The 16,093-nt window shown below is 71.4% G+C and carries 17 protein-coding genes and 1 pseudogene; 10 read left to right on the plus strand and 8 right to left on the minus strand.

Translation table 11 applies throughout. From position 1 onward, the window contains the following. The first annotated feature begins 123 nt into the window (after nt 1–123). On the plus strand, nt 124–1,992 hold the full coding sequence (locus D0D28_RS25925; RefSeq protein WP_116113214.1) for an MFS transporter: 1,869 nt from the start codon (nt 124–126) through the stop codon (nt 1,990–1,992). On the opposite strand, the gene D0D28_RS25930 is transcribed toward D0D28_RS25925, so the two are convergent. Then, entirely contained in the window at nt 1,982–3,142 is a 1,161-nt protein-coding gene (locus D0D28_RS25930) for an MFS transporter (protein WP_116113216.1), read from the minus strand. The genes D0D28_RS25925 and D0D28_RS25930 overlap by 11 nt on opposite strands. A 59-nt stretch (nt 3,143–3,201) precedes the next feature. On the opposite strand from D0D28_RS25930, the gene D0D28_RS25935 reads away from it, so the two are divergent. After that, nucleotides 3,202–3,579, plus strand: coding sequence for a MerR family transcriptional regulator (locus D0D28_RS25935; protein ID WP_116113224.1), 378 nt, complete (start codon nt 3,202–3,204; stop codon nt 3,577–3,579). On the opposite strand, the gene D0D28_RS25940 is transcribed toward D0D28_RS25935, so the two are convergent. Next, nucleotides 3,561–4,067 carry a DinB family protein gene (locus tag D0D28_RS25940; RefSeq protein WP_240323354.1) on the minus strand — a complete coding sequence of 169 codons (507 nt, stop codon included), beginning with the start codon at nt 4,065–4,067 and terminating at the stop codon, nt 3,561–3,563. The genes D0D28_RS25935 and D0D28_RS25940 overlap by 19 nt on opposite strands. 64 nt (nt 4,068–4,131) lie before the next feature. On the opposite strand from D0D28_RS25940, the gene D0D28_RS25945 reads away from it, so the two are divergent. Next, nucleotides 4,132–5,007 carry an NAD-dependent protein deacetylase gene (locus D0D28_RS25945; RefSeq protein ID WP_116113226.1) on the plus strand — a complete coding sequence of 292 codons (876 nt, stop codon included), beginning with the start codon at nt 4,132–4,134 and terminating at the stop codon, nt 5,005–5,007. On the opposite strand, the gene D0D28_RS25950 is transcribed toward D0D28_RS25945, so the two are convergent. The 3 genes from D0D28_RS25950 to D0D28_RS25960 form a co-directional block, all read right to left on the minus strand. Further along, nucleotides 5,008–5,622, minus strand: coding sequence for a class I SAM-dependent methyltransferase (locus D0D28_RS25950; RefSeq protein ID WP_116113229.1), 615 nt, complete (start codon nt 5,620–5,622; stop codon nt 5,008–5,010). Between the two features lie 131 nt (nt 5,623–5,753). After that, nucleotides 5,754–6,128, minus strand: coding sequence for a VOC family protein (locus D0D28_RS25955; RefSeq protein WP_094004985.1), 375 nt, complete (start codon nt 6,126–6,128; stop codon nt 5,754–5,756). A gap of 193 nt (nt 6,129–6,321) precedes the next feature. Further along, nucleotides 6,322–6,666, minus strand: coding sequence for a winged helix-turn-helix transcriptional regulator (locus D0D28_RS25960; protein ID WP_094004984.1), 345 nt, complete (start codon nt 6,664–6,666; stop codon nt 6,322–6,324). A 112-nt stretch (nt 6,667–6,778) separates the two neighbouring features. Between D0D28_RS25960 and D0D28_RS25965 the strand changes: the two genes are divergently transcribed. Beyond that, nucleotides 6,779–7,669 (plus strand): NAD(P)-dependent oxidoreductase, encoded by an 891-nt coding sequence (locus tag D0D28_RS25965; RefSeq protein ID WP_116113231.1) that lies wholly within the window; start codon nt 6,779–6,781, stop codon nt 7,667–7,669. 252 nt (nt 7,670–7,921) lie between these two features. Here the strand turns inward: D0D28_RS25965 and D0D28_RS25970 are convergent, their stop codons facing one another. Continuing rightward, complete coding sequence (locus D0D28_RS25970) at nt 7,922–8,716, minus strand: SDR family NAD(P)-dependent oxidoreductase (RefSeq protein WP_116113234.1); 795 nt, start codon at nt 8,714–8,716, stop codon at nt 7,922–7,924. A gap of 763 nt (nt 8,717–9,479) precedes the next feature. Between D0D28_RS25970 and D0D28_RS36280 the strand changes: the two genes are divergently transcribed. From D0D28_RS36280 to D0D28_RS35845, 4 genes are all read left to right on the plus strand, one after another. Then, a complete protein-coding gene (locus D0D28_RS36280; RefSeq protein ID WP_205413360.1) occupies nt 9,480–9,770 on the plus strand; it encodes a tyrosine-type recombinase/integrase in 291 nt (96 codons plus the stop codon). Between the two features lie 579 nt (nt 9,771–10,349). Continuing rightward, entirely contained in the window at nt 10,350–11,726 is a 1,377-nt protein-coding gene (locus tag D0D28_RS36285) for a tyrosine-type recombinase/integrase (protein ID WP_205413361.1), read from the plus strand. Between the two features lie 454 nt (nt 11,727–12,180). Then, nucleotides 12,181–12,522 carry an STAS domain-containing protein gene (locus D0D28_RS25985; RefSeq protein WP_162831197.1) on the plus strand — a complete coding sequence of 114 codons (342 nt, stop codon included), beginning with the start codon at nt 12,181–12,183 and terminating at the stop codon, nt 12,520–12,522. A 74-nt stretch (nt 12,523–12,596) separates the two neighbouring features. Further along, a complete protein-coding gene (locus D0D28_RS35845; protein ID WP_162831198.1) occupies nt 12,597–12,827 on the plus strand; it encodes a hypothetical protein in 231 nt (76 codons plus the stop codon). Nucleotides 12,828–13,063: 236 nt separating this feature from the next. Here D0D28_RS35845 and D0D28_RS25995 read toward each other — a convergent pair whose 3' ends face one another. Beyond that, entirely contained in the window at nt 13,064–13,519 is a 456-nt protein-coding gene (locus D0D28_RS25995) for a hypothetical protein (RefSeq protein ID WP_116113238.1), read from the minus strand. Nucleotides 13,520–13,813: 294 nt separating this feature from the next. Between D0D28_RS25995 and D0D28_RS26000 the strand changes: the two genes are divergently transcribed. Both D0D28_RS26000 and D0D28_RS26005 read left to right on the plus strand, forming a co-directional pair. Continuing rightward, a complete protein-coding gene (locus tag D0D28_RS26000) occupies nt 13,814–14,182 on the plus strand; it encodes a hypothetical protein (protein WP_198958186.1) in 369 nt (122 codons plus the stop codon). 131 nt (nt 14,183–14,313) lie between these two features. Further along, nucleotides 14,314–15,134 (plus strand): annotated as a pseudogene (locus D0D28_RS26005) (MFS transporter); the annotation flags it as partial. Between the two features lie 844 nt (nt 15,135–15,978). Here the strand turns inward: D0D28_RS26005 and D0D28_RS26010 are convergent. Next, on the minus strand, nt 15,979–16,093 hold a 115-nt coding region (locus tag D0D28_RS26010), incomplete at its 5' end, for an integrase core domain-containing protein (protein ID WP_162831103.1).

Here is a 16,093-nt window from a genome sequence, read left to right on the forward strand (position 1 = left end):
GGCTGCGCGCGGACGGGCCCGCCGCCGGGGTTTCCAGTGAGCTTCGGGACAACTCACTCGGCACCGGACGTTCCGGAAGGTACTTTCAGCAAGCAACCATCCGCGCACGAACTCCGGAGCCGCATGTCCCCGTCTCCCGGCCGCCTCACCGCGGTGCTCGCGCTGGGCGGTGTCGTCGTCGCCGTCATGCAGACGCTCATGGTGCCCCTGCTGGCCGACCTGCCGTCGCTGCTGCGCAGCTCCAGCTCCGACACCGCGTGGGTCATCACGATCACCCTGCTCACCGGCGCGGTCGCCACCCCGGTGCTGGGCCGCCTCGGCGACATGTACGGCAAGCGCCGGATGATGATCGTCGCGCTGTCGTTGCAGGTCGCGGGCTCCCTGGTGTGCGGCCTGACGACCGAGCTGCTGCCGATGATGATCGGCCGCGGGTTGCAGGGCTTCGCGATCGGCGCGATCCCCCTGGGCATCAGCATCATGCGCGACGAGCTGCCGCCGGAGCGGCTGGGCGGCGCGGTCGGCCTGATGAGCTCGTCGCTGGGCATCGGCGGCGCGCTCGCGCTCCCGGCCGCGGCACTGGTCGCCGAGCACTTCGACTGGCACATCCTGTTCCTCGGCGCGGCCGCGCTCGGGCTGGTCAGCCTCGTGCTGATCGTGCTCGTGGTGCCGGAGTCGGCGGTCCGCTCCCCCGGCCGCTTCGACCTGCCCGGCGCGATCGGGGTGTCCGCGGCGCTGGTGTGCCTGCTGCTGGCGATCTCCAAGGGCGGCGACTGGGGCTGGGGCAGCACGCGCACCCTGGGTTTCGGCGTCGCGGCGGTGGTGCTGTTCGTCGCGTGGGGCTTCCTGCAGCTGCGCACCGCCGAACCACTGGTCGACCTGCGCACGACCGCGCGCCGCCCGGTCCTGCTCACCAACCTGACCTCGATCATGGTCGGCTTCGCGCTCTACGCGACCCAGCTGGTGCCGCCGCAGCTGCTGCAGCTGCCCGCGGGCACCGGCTACGGACTCGGGTTGTCGATGGTGGTCGCCGGGCTGTGCGTCGCGCCGTCGGGCCTGCTGATGATGGCGATGTCCCCGGTGGCCGCCCGGCTGATCGCCGCGCGCGGGCCGAAGGTGTCGCTGCTGTGCGGCATCACCGTGCTCGGCGCCGGCTACGGGCTGGGCCTGATGCTGATGGGCGCGGGCTGGCAGATGGCGATCTTCTCCGCGATGGCCGGGGCGGGTGTCGGCCTCGCCTACGCGGCCATGCCGAGCCTGATCATGAGCGCAGTGCCGGCCACCGAGACCGCGGCGGCCAACGGCCTCAACACGCTGATGCGCTCGATCGGCACGTCGTCGTCGAGCGCCGTGGTCGGCATGGTGCTCGCGGGCATGACGATCGACTTCGGCGGCACCCCGGTGCCCAGCCTGACCGGGTTCCGCGCCACGTTCCTGATCGGCTGCGCCGCGTGCGTGGCCGCGCTGCTCATCGCGTGCTTCATCCCGGGCCGCGCGCGTCCGGCGGAGACGCTGCTGACCGGCGTGGTGCGCTCCGCGCGCGGTGTCCTGGAAGGCGCGGCGGTGACCCTGATCAGCAAGGACGGGCAGCAGACCGGCACCACCGCCACGGACGCGAACGGCCGGTACTCGCTGAACATCCCGGGCGGCGAGCACGTGCTGGTCTGCTCGGCCGCCGGTTACCAGCCGGAGGCGGCGCCGGTGAGCGGACCGGGCGAAGCCGGTTTCACGCTGTCGGCGACCGGCCGCATCACCGGCATCGTCGGCGTGGCCGGCGCGCTGCTGATCGCCGCCGACGAGCGCGGCGAGGTCGCGGGCAGCGTCACCTCCCGCGCGGACGGCTCGTTCGAGGTGACCGGCCTGCTGCCGGGCCGCTACGCGCTCGCCGTCGCCAAGCACGGCTACCGGACCGTCGCCGTCCCGGTGCGGGTCGGCGACGGTCCGGTGCGCTGCGAACTCGTCCTCGCGACGGAGGACGTGACGATCACGAACTAGCCGGGAAGCCGTGCCTGCGGGCGCCGAGGACGACGACCAGCACGGGCACGAGCAGCACCAGCACGGTCCACGGGAACACACCGGGCCCGAACGCGTCGAGCAGGATCCCGCCGACCACGCCGCCCCCGGCCATGGCCGCGTTCCACAGCGTCACCAGCGCGGCCAGCGCCGTGTCGGCCGCCTCGCCGCCCGCGTTCCCGGCGGCGGTCTGCAGCAGCGTCGGCACGCCGCCCCAGCCCAGGCCCCACAGCGCGGCCGCGAGGTAGACGAGGACCGCGCTGCCGGACAGCACGGCCAGCATCGCCGCGGCGACGGCGACCAGCACCGTCGCGACGATCGTCAGCTCCCGCAGCTGCCGGTCGATGCGCGCGCCGACGATCACGATGCTCAGCACCGACGCGATCCCGAACACGAGCAGCACCGCGTCGACGCGGACGCCGTGCAGGAACGTCGCGAGGTAGGTGTAGAGGACGTTGTGCGCCAGCACGAACACGAGCGTGACGACCAGGACCGAGGCCACACCCGGCACCGCGACCGCGCGCCGCACCGGGATCCGGGAGCCGTCGCGCTGCCCCGGCTGGTCGGGCACGGCCGCGAGGATCCAGGCGATCAGCACGACGGCGATCACCGACATCACGCCGAACGTCACCCGCCAGCCGACGGCCTCGCCGAGGAAGGTGCCGGCCGGCACGCCCAGCGACAGCGCCAGCGGGATCCCGGCCATCACGACCGCGATCGCCTTGCCCTGCAGGTGTTCCGGCGCCACCCGCCGCGCGTAGCCGGCGAGCAGCGCCCACACCACCCCGGCGGCCACCCCGGCGGCGAACCGGCCGGCCATGGTCAGCGCGTAGACACCGGAGACAGCCGTGACGGTGTTGGCGACGGCGAACCCGGCCACCCCGGCGAGCAGCAGGCGCTTGCGGCTCCAGCCGGCCGTCGCGGCGGACAGCGGGATCGCGGCGAGCGCGGTGCCGATCGCGTAGATCGTGACGGCCTGCCCCATCGCGGACTCGCCGACGCGCAGGTCCGCGCTCATCGCCGGCAGGACGCCGGCGGGCAGGGCTTCGGTGAGGACGGTGATGAACGCCGCGGTCGTCAGCGCCAGCAGGGACCGCAGCGGGAGTCTGGTGGGAGTCAGGACATCGATCACGGCGTTATGCTGAAACCATCACACAGATGTGAAGGTCAAATCGCTGTGAGGGGAACCACATGCGCATCGGGGAGCTGTCGCAACGCACCGAAACGCCCCGCCGCCTGCTGCGGTACTACGAGGAGCAGGGGCTCATCGTGTCCCGGCGATTGCCGAACGGCTACCGCGACTACGACGAATACAACGTCGACCGGGTGCTGCAGATCCGCGGCCTGCTCGACGCCGGGCTGCCCACGCGCATCATCAACCAGATCCTGCCGTGCCTGGACAAGCCACGCACCATCTACTTCCCAGAAGCCACCCCGGAGATGCTGGCGACGCTGGAACGCGAGCGCGACCGGATGACCCGCCGCATCGACTGCCTCACCCGCAACCGGGACGCCATCAGCGAGTACCTGGACATCGTCCGTCGGGGGCTTCAGCCCGACGTGGCCTGAGCCGCCCGCAGCAGGCGCAGCTGCCCGATCTCGGCGACGTTCTTCATCAGCTCGGCGTTGACCCACGCGGCCTGGTGCGCCACGGTCAGCCCGGCCTCGGGAGGCCACGGGAAGGCCGCCGGAGCGTCCATTTCGGACAGCCGGTCGAGGACACCGCCCCAGTCGGCGGCCAGCTCACGCAGCCAGGCCACGGCGTTCTCGTCGCCGGGCCAGCCGACCGCCTCGCGCTCGCGGGGCGGGAGGCCGTGCGCGTGGTCCAGGGCCACGCTCCACCACCAGCCGACGTGCCAGGTGATCCAGGCGATGGTGGGCACCGGCACGGGGTCGGGTTCGGTGTCGGCCCAGTCGATCGTCCACCCGTCCGCGGCGGGGCGGACGTGCCAGGTCAGCGGGCCGGGCTCCCAGCGGAAGTCCGCCGGGGTGAGCGCGCTCAGGTGCAGGTCCGCGAGGGACCAGGTCAGGTCGAACTGCCAGCGCAGGAGGGACACGGCCGGATGATCGCAGCGCCCGCGCGCGGCGGCCAACCGGATTTCCCGCACGTACACTCGTGGGGTGCGGACGCGACCGACCCTGAGCTGGACGCCGGCGGGCGAGCCGCTGCCCCGCACGACCAGCCTGGACGACGTGGTCCGCATCGCCGGCACGGGCGGTGCGGTCGTGCTGAGCGGCGCCGGGCTGTCCACCGAGTCGGGGATCCCGGACTACCGCGGCGAGACCGGCAGCCTGCGGCGGCACACGCCGATGACGTACCAGGAGTTCGTCGCGGCGGAGCACGCGCGGCGCCGGTACTGGGCGCGCAGCCACCTCGGCTGGCGCACGATCGCCCGGGCGCGGCCCAACGACGGTCACCGCGCGGTCGCGGCGCTGCGGGCCGTGGGCGTGGTCGGGGGTGTGATCACGCAGAACGTGGACGGTCTGCACCAGGCCGCCGGCACGCCGGACGTGGTCGAGCTGCACGGCAGCCTGGACCGGGTGGTGTGCCTGTCCTGCCGGTCGCGGACGCCGCGCGAGGAGCTGGACCGCCGCCTGCGCGCGGCGAACCCGGACTTCACGGCCACCGCGACGCGGGTCAACCCGGACGGCGACGCCGACCTGTCCGACGACGACGTGCGGGGCTTCCGGGTGGTGCCGTGCCGCGACTGCGCCGGGGTGCTGAAACCGGACGTGGTCTTCTTCGGCGAGAACGTCGAACCGTCGCGTGTGGACCGTTGCTACCGGCTGGTGGAGCAGGCGTCCGCACTGCTGGTGCTGGGCTCGTCCCTGACGGTCATGTCGGGCCTGCGGTTCGTGCGCCGCGCCGCCGAGGCCGGCAAGCCCGTGGCGATCATCAACCAGGGCCCCACGCGCGGCGACAAGTACGCGACCGTGCGGGTGGACCTGCCGCTGGGCCGGGCGCTGACGGAGCTGGTGGCACGGCTGACCGCCTGATCAGGGCGAAACGGCGACCCCGACCGACTGCGCGCCGAACGGCCGCGGTGCGCCCTGCTCGTAGAACACGTCGATCTCCCGGATCAGGAAACCGGCCCCGGTCAGCAGGTCTGCGACCGGGTTGGTGAGCCGGCAGCCGAACACCGCCCGCTGCACCGGGTCCAGCCGGCGCTGCCGGCGCCGGACGTCCGCGTCGGGGGCGAGGCCGTGTTCGGCGAAGTGCAGGGTGCCCTCGGGTTTGAGGACTCGCCGGACCTCGCGCAACGCGGCGCCGGCGTCCGGGATCGCGCACAGCGTCCAGGTGGACAGCGCCGTGTCGCAACTGTGCGCGGGCACCGGCAGCGACTGCCCGTCCAGGCCGGCCCGCTCGACCGGCACGGTGGAACCGTCCAGCCGTCCGCTCGCGAGCCGCCAAGCGGCGTCCAGGGGCTCGATGGCGACGACCTCGGTCACCGCCGCCGGGTAGAAGGGCACGTTGCGGCCCGATCCGAAGCCGATTTCCAGCACCCGGCCCCGCAACCCGGCGCAGGTGCGTTCCCGGTGCGGCCGCGCCGGCGCGGCGCCACAGGCCAGGTCGATGATGCGGGGCCGGATCCGGTTCGCGTAGAAGCCCATGGCGCCATTGTTGCTGATCGGTGGCCGCCCAGCCCTTCCTGCGCAGCTCGGCCGGTCTCGCCGCGGTCCGGCTGCCGGCGCGGACGGCGGGCGTGCTCGGCTCCGGCCGGCACGCCCGCCCCACCACGACGCTAGAGGTACGGCCGCGTGATGATCTCGATCGCGTGCCCGGCGGGGTCCTTGAAGTAGACACCCCGCCCGCCGTGCTCGTGGTTGATCTGCCCGGGGCGGGTCGTCTGCGGATCCGCCCAGTGCTCGATCCCCCGCTCGACGAGCCGCGCGTAGGCGCGGTCGAACAGCTCGTCGTCGACGAGGAAGGCGTAGTGCTGCATCTGAATCTCCACCGGCGGTTCGGCGAACTGCAGCAACACACCCCCGTCGAGCATGACGTTGACGAACGGCCCCCACGACGGGGCTTCGGCGACTTCCAGCAGTTCGCGGAAGAAGCGGGCCGACTCGTGGCGATCCTTGGCGGCGATGATGGTGTGGTTGAAGGTGACGGTCAAGGGAGTCCTTTCGATCGGTTGGGTGAACAGCGCGGAAGCGAATGCTCCCGGCGGTCCACGCGAGCCGATCAGACCGTCACCGGATCGCCTTCCCGTGTGTGGCGCGCGGCCGTTCCGGTGATCACGCCGTCAGTCTAGGAGGTGAGGTCCGGCTACGGCAACGAGGTATGCGCAAGGGCGCCGGGCCGCGGGATCAGCGAACCTGGTCCCAGGGGATGGCCTCGATGCGGTCGAGGTGTGCCTCGCCCCACTCCCCGAGCGGGGCGAGCGCGCTGTTGAGCGAACGGCCGAAGCCGGTGAGGGAGTACTCGACCTTCGGCGGAACCTGGTGGTAGACCTCGCGATGCAGCAGACCGGTCGCCTCCATCTCGCGGAGCTGCAGGATCAGCACCCGCTCACTGATCCCCGCCACGGCGCGTCGCAGCTCGCCGAACCGCAACGGCCCGTCCTGGAGCGCGAACAGGATCAGCCCCTTCCACTTCCCTCCCATGACGGCGATGGCGGCATCGAGCCCGCAGGTGAAGGTCGGTGTCTTCATTCACATCCTCACAGACACATTTGTCAGTACCCGCGAAAAATGTCGGTACTTGAGGAAATGTACGCGAAAACCCAGGATCGCGGTGCCACACCACGAGCACTGGAGGAAGCACATGACCGAGCACGCACGCACCCCCGTCACCGTCATCGGCCTGGGTTCGATGGGGACGGCGCTGGCCGGGGCGTTCGTCGCCGCGGGACACCCGACCACCGTGTGGAACAGGACCGCCGCCCGGGCGGCACCCCTGGTCGCGAAGGGCGCCGTGCACGCGGCGGCGATCGAGGACGCGATCGCCGCCAGTCCGTTGGTCATCGCCTGCCTGACCACCTACGACGACACCGTCGCGGCCCTGGCCCCGGCAGGCCCGGCGCTGCGGGGCCGGGCGCTGGTCACCCTGAACAGCGGTTCCCCGGCCGGCGCCCGCGAGATGGCCGCCTGGGCCGGCGGTCACGGCGCGCGGTTCCTCGACGGGGCGGTCAAGGACGTACCTCCGGCGGTCGGGAAACCGGGCACGCTCCTGTACTACGCCGGGGACAAGGCCGTCTTCGACGAACACCGGACGACGCTGGAAGTGCTGGGCGGCGACACCGTGCACCTGGGCGACGAACCCGACCTGGCCGCGCTGTACGAGATGGCGGTCGGTGGAACCCTGCTCCCGGCGCTCGTCGGTTTCTTCCAGGGTGCGGCCGCCGTGCAGGCGCGCGGACTCGACGCGAGCACGCTGGTGCGGTTCACGGTCAAGTGGTTCGAGATGATCGGTTCCGTTCTGCCGGTGTTCGCGCGGGAGATCGACAGCGGGGACTACACGAAGCCGATGTCGACCGTCGCGCTCTTCCTGGCGGGTGCGGCGCACGACGCGGAACTGGGCGCGGAGGCGAACATCGACGTGTCCTGGCAGGCGCCGTTCCACGAACTGCTGCAACGGGCCGTCGACGCCGGCCACGCGGACCACAGCATCGCGGCCCTGACCGAAGTGCTCAAAAAGCCTGCACCCGCGTCGTGACGATCCGCGCGCCCGGTTTTTGTCGGTGGGTCCCGCTAGCCTGATCGCACCAACCGGGGGAAGGGATCCACCACCATGCGTCTGCCACGACTTTCGTTGCCTCGACGGCGTTTCGCACTGCTGTCCGGTGGGGAGAGGCCACTGGTCGCCACAGCCCGCCGCGCGGCGCCCGGGCTGCGATCGGCTCGGGCGTGGTGCCTCCCCGCGGTCCGGGCACGAGGGTCCGGGCACGCACGGTCAGGGCACGATGGATCAGGGCACGATCGAGTCCACGTAGCCGCCGTCCACTCGCACCGCCGCTCCCGTTGTCGCCGAGGCTTGCGGCGAGCTGAGGTACACCACCATGTTCGCGATCTCCTCGGGCTCGATCAGGCGCTGCAGCAACGACTGCGGCCGGTGCTTCCGCATGAACTCCTGCTGCGCCTGGTCCCACGGCAGGTCGCGGTCGACGAGTTCGTACACGAAGTCCTCGACGCCGCCGGTGTGCGTGGGTCCGGCGAGGACGGCGTTCACGGTCACCCCGGTTCCGGCGGCAGCCTTGGCGAAACCGCGGGAAACGCCCAGCAGAGCCGTTTTCGACATGCCGTAGTGGATCATCTCGGCGGGGATCACGATCGCCGAGTCGCTCGCGATGTACTGGATGCGGCCCCATCCCCGCTCGGTCATGCCCGGCAGGTAGGCGCGGGTGAGCCGCACCGCGGCGAGCACATTCACCTCGAAGTACCGGCGCCACTCGTCGTCGCTGATCTCCAGCGGGTCGGCCGAGCCGAAGATGCCCAGGTTGTTGACCAGGATGTCGGTGCGCGGCAACTGCTCGGTGACCTCCCGCGCACCCCGCTCGCTCGCGATGTCGGCGACCACCGGCACCACCTGCGCGTCGGGCACCTCGGCGGTCAGCTGCTCGATCGCCTTCGTGACCTTGTCCGCGTTGCGGCCGTTGACGCCCACCCGGGCGCCGGCGCGGGCCAGTCCGAGCGCGATCGCCGCGCCGATCCCCTGCGTCGAACCGGTGACCAGGGCCGTCTTCCCACTCAGATCAAGGCGCATGCCGCGATCGTAGGGGCGGCCGGCCGGGCCCGCACGGCTGCACGCCGCGGGGGCCGCTCGCAGATGAGCGCCACAGGCGCAGTCGCGGCAGCGCGCCTCGCCCCATCGGGCGTGCCCGCACCCGGCGCCGGCCTCCCGGCACGGGCTCGCCTTCCCCGGCGAGAATTCGCTCCGCTGGGGACGGTCAACGCGGTGACGGGCAAGCCGTACCCCGCGGGTACGCGCCGCGCACGATCAACCACCAGTTGACGGTGCTGCACGCGTTCTACGCCTTCGCGCTGGACATGGACCTGGGACCGTTGGTGAATCCGGTGCCGCAGCAACGCGGGCCGAGTGGTGGCCGGCTGCCGGCGCACCAGAGCCCGCTGGAGCCGGTGCGGCGGCAGCGGCGGGCGGCCTACCGGCAGAAGGTGCCCAAGACGTTGCCGCGCAGCCTGCCCGACGGCGCGGCGGAGGCGTTGTTCTCGGCGCTGCGGTGTCACCGGGACCGGGCGATGGTGGCGATGTGGTTGTCCAGCGGCGTGCGCGCCTCGGAGTTGCTGGGGCTGCGGCACGAGTGGATCGACTACGGCTGCAAGACGATCAAGGTGATCTCGAAGGGCTCGCGGAGCCTGGAGGAGGTGCCGGCGTCAGCGGACGCGTTCGTGTGGCTGGCACTGTATCTGGCTGAGAGCGGGCAGGACGGCCCGGTGACGGGGCCGGTGTGGTGGACGCTGCGGCAGCCGCGGCGGCCGTTGACCTTCACGCCACCAGGGCGGTGCTGGTGCGGGCGAACGCGCTGCTGGGCACGAACTACTCGCTGCACGACCTGCGCCACACCGCAGCGATCCGGATGGCCAACGATCCGAACTTCTCGCTGGTGGAGGTGCAGACCATTCTGCGGCACGCCTCGGTGACCAGCACCCAGATCTACCTGCAACCCCGACTGCAGGACCTGATCGCGAAGTTGGCCGACCTGCACGAGCGCCGCCGGGCGGCCGCGGCGCAGCCGCTGGCCGTGCCGGCGGGCTACGACGAGACCGAGCTGGCCGAGTTACTGGGGCTGGACCAGTGACCGGACCGGCGACGACCGTGTCCGCGGCGCCGCCGACGGTGCCGCCGCTGGCCGCCGACGAGCGGTTCGCGGTCAACGGCAGCGTTCACCCGCTGCCCGCCTACGATGCCGGACGCACCCCGCCGCCGCGGCCGCCTGGTTCTCCCGGGGCGGACCTGCTCACGGCCGAGCCCGAGGTGGTGGTCGAGGTGCTGCGGCAGCGGTTGGGACCGGTTCTGCCGCAGCCGGCCACGGTGGTCCCACAGGCCACCGCGACGCGTCGGCTGCTCGGTGGCTGGCGCAGTTTCCCGGCCAGGACTGGGAGCAGCGGTGGCTGGCCAGCGGCGCGGACGAGGCGCCGCGGTCCTGGCTGGACCACGCGGTCGCCGCGGGGGTTGGCGCGAACCGGTATCGGGAGCGGCGGGGCTGTTGTGGCTGCTGCTGGGCCGGGTACTGCGGCCGTCGTATTCGTTCCTGCTCAACTCCCATTTCAGCACGTTGTTCGCAAGTTCCCGGTGCTGCACGACGCAGGCGAGTTCGCCGTGGTGCGGGTGATGCCGGCAACTGTCCGGTGAGGACCTGCTGACCTACGCCGATCTGGTGCGCACCTCCGGGCGGCACCGGCGCGAGCACCTGGCGTGGGAGCTGCTCGTCGCGCTCGGCCCGCTGGCCGGGGAACCCCCGACGCTGCGCGCGGTGTGGACGGCCAAGGGCAACAGCCGCCAGCACGACCCGGCCGGGATCCTGGCCCGCTACGGGCTGCCGCCCAGCCCGGTGCGGGACGTGCTGATCGACTACCTCACCGAGGTCCGGCCGGGTCTGGACTACGGCAGCTGGCTGCGCTACGCCCACACCCTCGGCCGGGCGTTCTGGTGGGAGATCCTGCAGACCAACCCCGACCAGCAGGATCTGCGCCTGGCCCCCGAGGTGGTCACCGAGTGGCGACGCCGCATCAAGCTGACCGCGACCGGGCAGCCCCGCCGCGACGTGCACAGCCTGCTGTTCCGGGTCCGCGGGTTCTACCGGGACCTACAGCGACGGGCCCTGGACGAGCCGGCTCGCTGGGGTGTGTGGGCCGCCCCGTCCCCAGTGCGGGACACCGACGTGCGGGCGCTGCGTAAGGCCAAACGTCACCAGCAGGCCCGTACCCAGCAACGCACCCGCGTGCTCACCCCGCTGCTGCCGAAGCTGGTCGCCACCGCAACGGCACGGCGGGACTGGTCGGTGCGGCTGCTGGCCGCCGCCGGAGGCACCGGCCACGACGAACAGGTCGTGGTCGACGGCGTCACCTACGTCCGCCACGACCCGCCGCCGCTGTACCTGCGCCAACGGCGTTCCCGCATCTGGCTGCGCGGACCGGACGGCACACACCTGGACGTCACCGCTCTGGAAGCGGACTGCTTCTGGGCCTGGGCGCTGATCGAGACGCTGCGGCTGACCGGCTGCCGGATCGAGGAGGCGATGGAGCTGACCCAGCTCTCGCTGCGCCACTACACCCCGCCGACCACCGGCACCGTGGTGCCGCTGCTGCACATCGTGCCCTCCAAACTCGACATCGAGCGGCTCATCCCGATGGCCCCGGAACTGGTCACGGTGCTGCTCACCATCGTGCGCCGGGTCCGCGGCACCGACGGGCGGATCCCGCTGTCCATCCGCTACGACACCCAGGACCGCGTCCACGGCGCGCCCCTACCGCACCTGTTCTCCCGCCCGGTCGGTGCCCGCCAGGAGGTGCTCTCCGGCAGCTGCATCCGCACCATCCTCAACGTCACGGCCGAGGCCGCCGGGCTGGAGGACAACGGCGAACCGGTCCGGTTCACCCCGCACGACTTCCGTCGCCTGTTCACCACCGAACTCGTCGGCGCCGGCCTGCCCCTGCACATCGCCGCCACCCTGCTCGGTCACCTGGACCTGGACACCACCCGCGGCTACACCGCCGTCTTCCCCGCCGACGTCTCACCGCCCACCGGAAGATGATCGACCCCCGCCGCAGCCTGCGGGACTCCGCCGAATACCGCGAGGTCACCCCCGACGAGTGGGCCGAATTCGAGGCGCACTTCCAGCTTCGCCGGGTCGCGCTCGGCGGCTGCTTCCGCCCCTACGGCACCCCCTGCGTGCACGAACACGCCTGCATCCGCTGCCCGTTCCTGCGCCTGGACCCGGCCCAGACCCCCGCCGCTGGACAGCATCGAAGCCAACACCCGCGGCCGGCTCACCGAAGCCCGCGGCCGACAGTGGCTCGGCGAGGTCGCCGCCCTCGAGGAAAGCCTGCGCCACATCAGGGACAAGCGCCGCCAGCTCGCCGGTACCGACCGGCATGGTCAGCCCGATGGCCCACTACCCGTGCGCAAGTGGCAGTAACGTTCCCACTTTGAGCATGAGGTAGAAGCTGCAGCTCACCATCAGACACGTCGGCGTCACCGTCGCCGTGGTGACGGTGACCGGGGCACTCACCCCGGTCACCGCACCGTCCCTGCTCACCGAGGGCGTCGCGCTGATCGACACCGGCCGTCGCAACCTCGTGCTCGACCTCACCGAGGTCCCGTCCTGCGACTCCACGGGCACCGGCGTGTTCCAGGACCTGCACCACCTGGCCGGCAACGTCAGCGGGAAGGTGGTGCTGACCGCGATCCGCGGACCGGTGCAGCGCCAGCTCGAACGGGCCGGGCTCATCGGCTTGGTCCCCACGACCATGACCCCGGGCGACGCGCTGCGCGCCGTCGGAGCCGAGCCCGACACCACGGACGGCAGAGCACACCCCGCCGCTGGCTGACGGGCCAGTCTTAGGTTGACCCGATCGTGGGAAGTGCCCGTGCACTGCGGCTCGTAGCGGCTGAGGATGCTGTCATGCCGCTGCCCGCGCTGGTCGCCCCGATGCTGGCCACCGACCGCCAGCCACCGGAGGGTCCCCGGTGGGCCTTCAAGTGGAAGTGGGACGGCATCCCCGCGGTCGTGGCCGCCTACCCCGAACTGCAGACTCTGCCCGGCCTGGTCACGGAGCCGGTGCTGCTCGACGGCGAACTGGTCACCTCGACACCCACGGGCGACCGGACTTCGGCCGGCTCCAGGCACGGATGAACCTCGACGGCCGTCGCTGACCTGACGTACATTACTCGGGCTCCGGCCGTACGGCACAGGGTCGTCGTCGGGTGCACGCGGAAGTAGCTGAAGAACACCTGCGTGGTCAGGAAACCGAAGTAGTACAGCAGGCCGGTCAGCAGCGTCGCGTTCGCGGCCAGGGTGCGACCACCCGCAGCGCCCTGGCCGGCCCGGACTGCGGCGGCGTCCGGGAGCGGGGTGGTGACAGCCGGGTCCTAGCCACCGGAGTCAGTTGTGTCCGAAGTGGACTCTTCCGTGGTCGTCTCGTCCGTGGTCTCGCACGGGGCGGCCGTGATGGTGATCGTCCCGCCCGGGTACACCGGATCCGGCGAGATGTCCGTCGCGCAGTCGCCGGAACCGACGATCCGCACCCGCACACCACACCGGTCCGGCCCGCAGAACTGCGCGAGCTGGCGCAGGATCGCACCCTGCGCGCTGGTCGGCCCTGCCGCGCGGACCGTGCTGTCGTAGTCGATCGGGCTGCCCGGAACCCCCGGCGGTTCCCTCTTCGACGTGCGGGTCGTCGTCGGGTCCGCGGCCGTGCCGGTCGTCTCTGCCGTGGTGGTGATTTCGGCCGGGCTGTCCGCCGGCTGTTCGCCGGGAATCGGCGACCCACCCGCGCACCCCGCGAGGGCCGCGCCGATCAGCAGCGCACCGTGATACCTCCGCATGGCTCACCTCCCGGAGGAAGTTTCTGCTTATCAGTACGCATCCGGAGCGCGACTTGATACAGCAGCCAGCTCCTCCCTTCGGGTGAATCAGCGGCTTCGTCCTCTTGATCTCGTTTCGCGAACCGTAGCTGCTCCGTACCGGTTTCGTTCAACTCCGTGACCTGGGTCTTCTCCGTGAGCGGCTCGGGCGGCGCGTCAGCGGATCGTCGACGTCGGGGGATAGGAATGTGGTGCACTGACGTACGCGATGAAAGGAACACGATGATTTCCGGCAGAAGGGCTGCTCTGCTCGCCATGACGACGGCTGCGCTGGCAGCACCGGTGGTGCTGGCTACGCCTGCCTCGGCGGCCACCTGGGACCACAGCATGAGCACGAATGACAGTGACCCCGGCGGCCGGGTGCAGTTCCGGGTGGACGGCGACCGGTTCAGGCTCTGCGACATCGAGGCCGACGGGTGGAAGGTGAACCTGAGGATCTGGGACGAGTACGACGCCGTGGTCGACGAGTCGTCGGTCGGCACGAACGGCAACTGCGTCGAGCGCGTCGCAACCGAGTTCGGGGTGAGGAGTCTCCGGGACGGGCGCTACTACACCTTCGAAATCTGGTTGTCGAAATCCGGTACCTCCTACGCCTACGCGGACGAGGCGACCTGGAAAGCCTGATGTCGAGAGGGGCCGGCTTCTCCTGGCGGGAAGCCGGCCCGCCCGGCCAGAAGGACCGCGACGCCGCGCAGGGAGCGACCCTCACGCACGTCCGCGTAGTCGCAGTGGGGGCTTCCCCGCCAGGGCCCGACATGGCGCGGTCGAGGAAGGCGGCACTCGCCGCCTGGGTCGGCAGCGCTCTCGAGTACTACGCCTTCTTCATCTACGGCACGGCCGCGGCGCTGGTGTTCGGCAAGATCTTCTTCCCGGTCTCGGACCCGGCGACCGGCACGTTGCTGGCCCTGTCCACGTTCGGCGTGGGCTACGTGTCGCGGCCGTTGGGCGCGATCCTGCTCGGCCACCTCGGCGACCGGTTCGGGCGCAAGCGGGTGCTCGTGCTCACCCTGCTCCTGATGGGCGTGTCGACGGTGCTGGTCGGCTGTCTGCCCAGCTACCAGACCGCCGGGGTCGCCGCGCCGGTCATGCTCGTCGCGCTGCGGCTGCTGCAGGGGCTGTCCGCGGGCGGCGAGCAGGCGAGCGCGAACTCGATGCCGCTGGAACACGCGCCGGAGAACCAGCGCGCCTACTACACCAGCTTCACCCTCAGCGGCACCCAGGCCGGGCAGATCGTCGCCACCGCCGTGTTCCTCCCGGTCGCCGCGCTGCCGCAGGACGTCCTGCTGTCCTGGGGTGGCGCGTGCCGTTTTGGGGCAGCGCGCTGATGGGTTCTCGTCGGCTACCTGGTGCGCCGCACGGTCGAGGAGACCCCGGTGTTCGAGCAGGAGGTCCGCACCGGCGAGGTCACCAAGCTGCCGCTGATCGTGCTGCTGCGCGAGCACTGGGCCACGTGCTCGGGGTGATCGTCGCCGCGCTGAGCGCCTCCGTCAGCACCATCTTCACCGTCTACGCGCTGTCCTATGCGGTCAACACCGTCGGCCTGAGCAAGACGCCGATGCTGTGGGCCGGGGTCCTCACCGCCACCAAGGGCATGGTGGGGCGCCTGGGGTCGTGATGCGTGGTCCGACTGGACGTCGCACCGCTGCCGTTGGACACGTGACTCGGCTGGTTGAGGCGACCACCTCAGTCCAGCCCGCCTTACAGCATCATGGACACTGACCCCCGGCGAGGGCCGCCGTACCGGTACCCTCGGAGCTTTGCTGTTCGGCGTGCACGACGACCGAGGCCGTCTGCTCTACGCCGGACACGTCGGCCCTGGCACGGCCTGCGCCCCGACCGCGACCCGGCCAAAGTAATCCATATCCCGTCCCGAGGGGATGTCGCGTCATCGGCGGGTGAGAGCGTCGTCGCCAGGCAATCTTTTTGGCAGCGAGCGAAGTACGCGCTCGTCGAGCACGGCAAGCGTGGTGGCTTCCTCACCAGTTCGAGTAGCTTGAGCGCCATGCTGAGCCCGACTCATGTCTTGGCGATCCTCAAGGGTGCCGCGCGTGCGGACGGCGACGTGGAGAAACACTTCGGGAGCGTGCTCGGGTTCAGGACGCACCTCGCGGCCGCTCAACGACTCGGGTTGGTGTCTGAGCTGCCGGGCGACTCGACGCACGAGGCGTGCCTGCCGTTGTGCTCACCGAAGAGGGCGGGACTTTGTCACCCGCTTCCGGCTAGCCGAGCTCTCCGATGGCCGGGCCAACAGTAGCCGCGAGATCGGACCGGTTCCGAACCGGCGCGGATCGGCGGCACGCCGCGCGAGCATCGGCAACGCGTCCGCGACACGACGGGCAGCCGCAGCTTGGTGCGTGCGGCCCTGCGACTGCTGCCACGCGGCGATTTCAGCGATCAGACCGGCTAGGTGTACTTGGCCGTTAGGTTGGTGGCAGTCGGCTGGTGGGTGGGTGGCCGCCGAGTGCGTTGTGGCGGCGTTGAGTGTTGTAGTGCTCGAGCCAGGGCGCAAGCGCGGCGGCTCGTTCGGTGTTGCTG

Source organism: Amycolatopsis ruanii, from assembly GCF_003385175.1.
Lineage (GTDB): Bacteria > Actinomycetota > Actinomycetes > Mycobacteriales > Pseudonocardiaceae > Amycolatopsis_E > Amycolatopsis_E thermalba.

Coding starts and splice junctions, on each gene's coding strand:
- D0D28_RS25925 (WP_116113214.1), top strand. CDS start 124: ATGTCCCCGTCTCCCGGCCGCCTCACCGCGGTGCTCGCGCTGGGCGGT.
- D0D28_RS25935 (WP_116113224.1), top strand. CDS start 3,202: ATGCGCATCGGGGAGCTGTCGCAACGCACCGAAACGCCCCGCCGCCTG.
- D0D28_RS25950 (WP_116113229.1), bottom strand. CDS start 5,622: ATGGGCTTCTACGCGAACCGGATCCGGCCCCGCATCATCGACCTGGCC.
- D0D28_RS25960 (WP_094004984.1), bottom strand. CDS start 6,666: ATGAAGACACCGACCTTCACCTGCGGGCTCGATGCCGCCATCGCCGTC.
- D0D28_RS25965 (WP_116113231.1), top strand. CDS start 6,779: ATGACCGAGCACGCACGCACCCCCGTCACCGTCATCGGCCTGGGTTCG.
- D0D28_RS25970 (WP_116113234.1), bottom strand. CDS start 8,716: ATGCGCCTTGATCTGAGTGGGAAGACGGCCCTGGTCACCGGTTCGACG.
- D0D28_RS35845 (WP_162831198.1), top strand. CDS start 12,597: ATGCCGCTGCCCGCGCTGGTCGCCCCGATGCTGGCCACCGACCGCCAG.
- D0D28_RS25995 (WP_116113238.1), bottom strand. CDS start 13,519: ATGCGGAGGTATCACGGTGCGCTGCTGATCGGCGCGGCCCTCGCGGGG.
- D0D28_RS26000 (WP_198958186.1), top strand. CDS start 13,814: ATGACGACGGCTGCGCTGGCAGCACCGGTGGTGCTGGCTACGCCTGCC.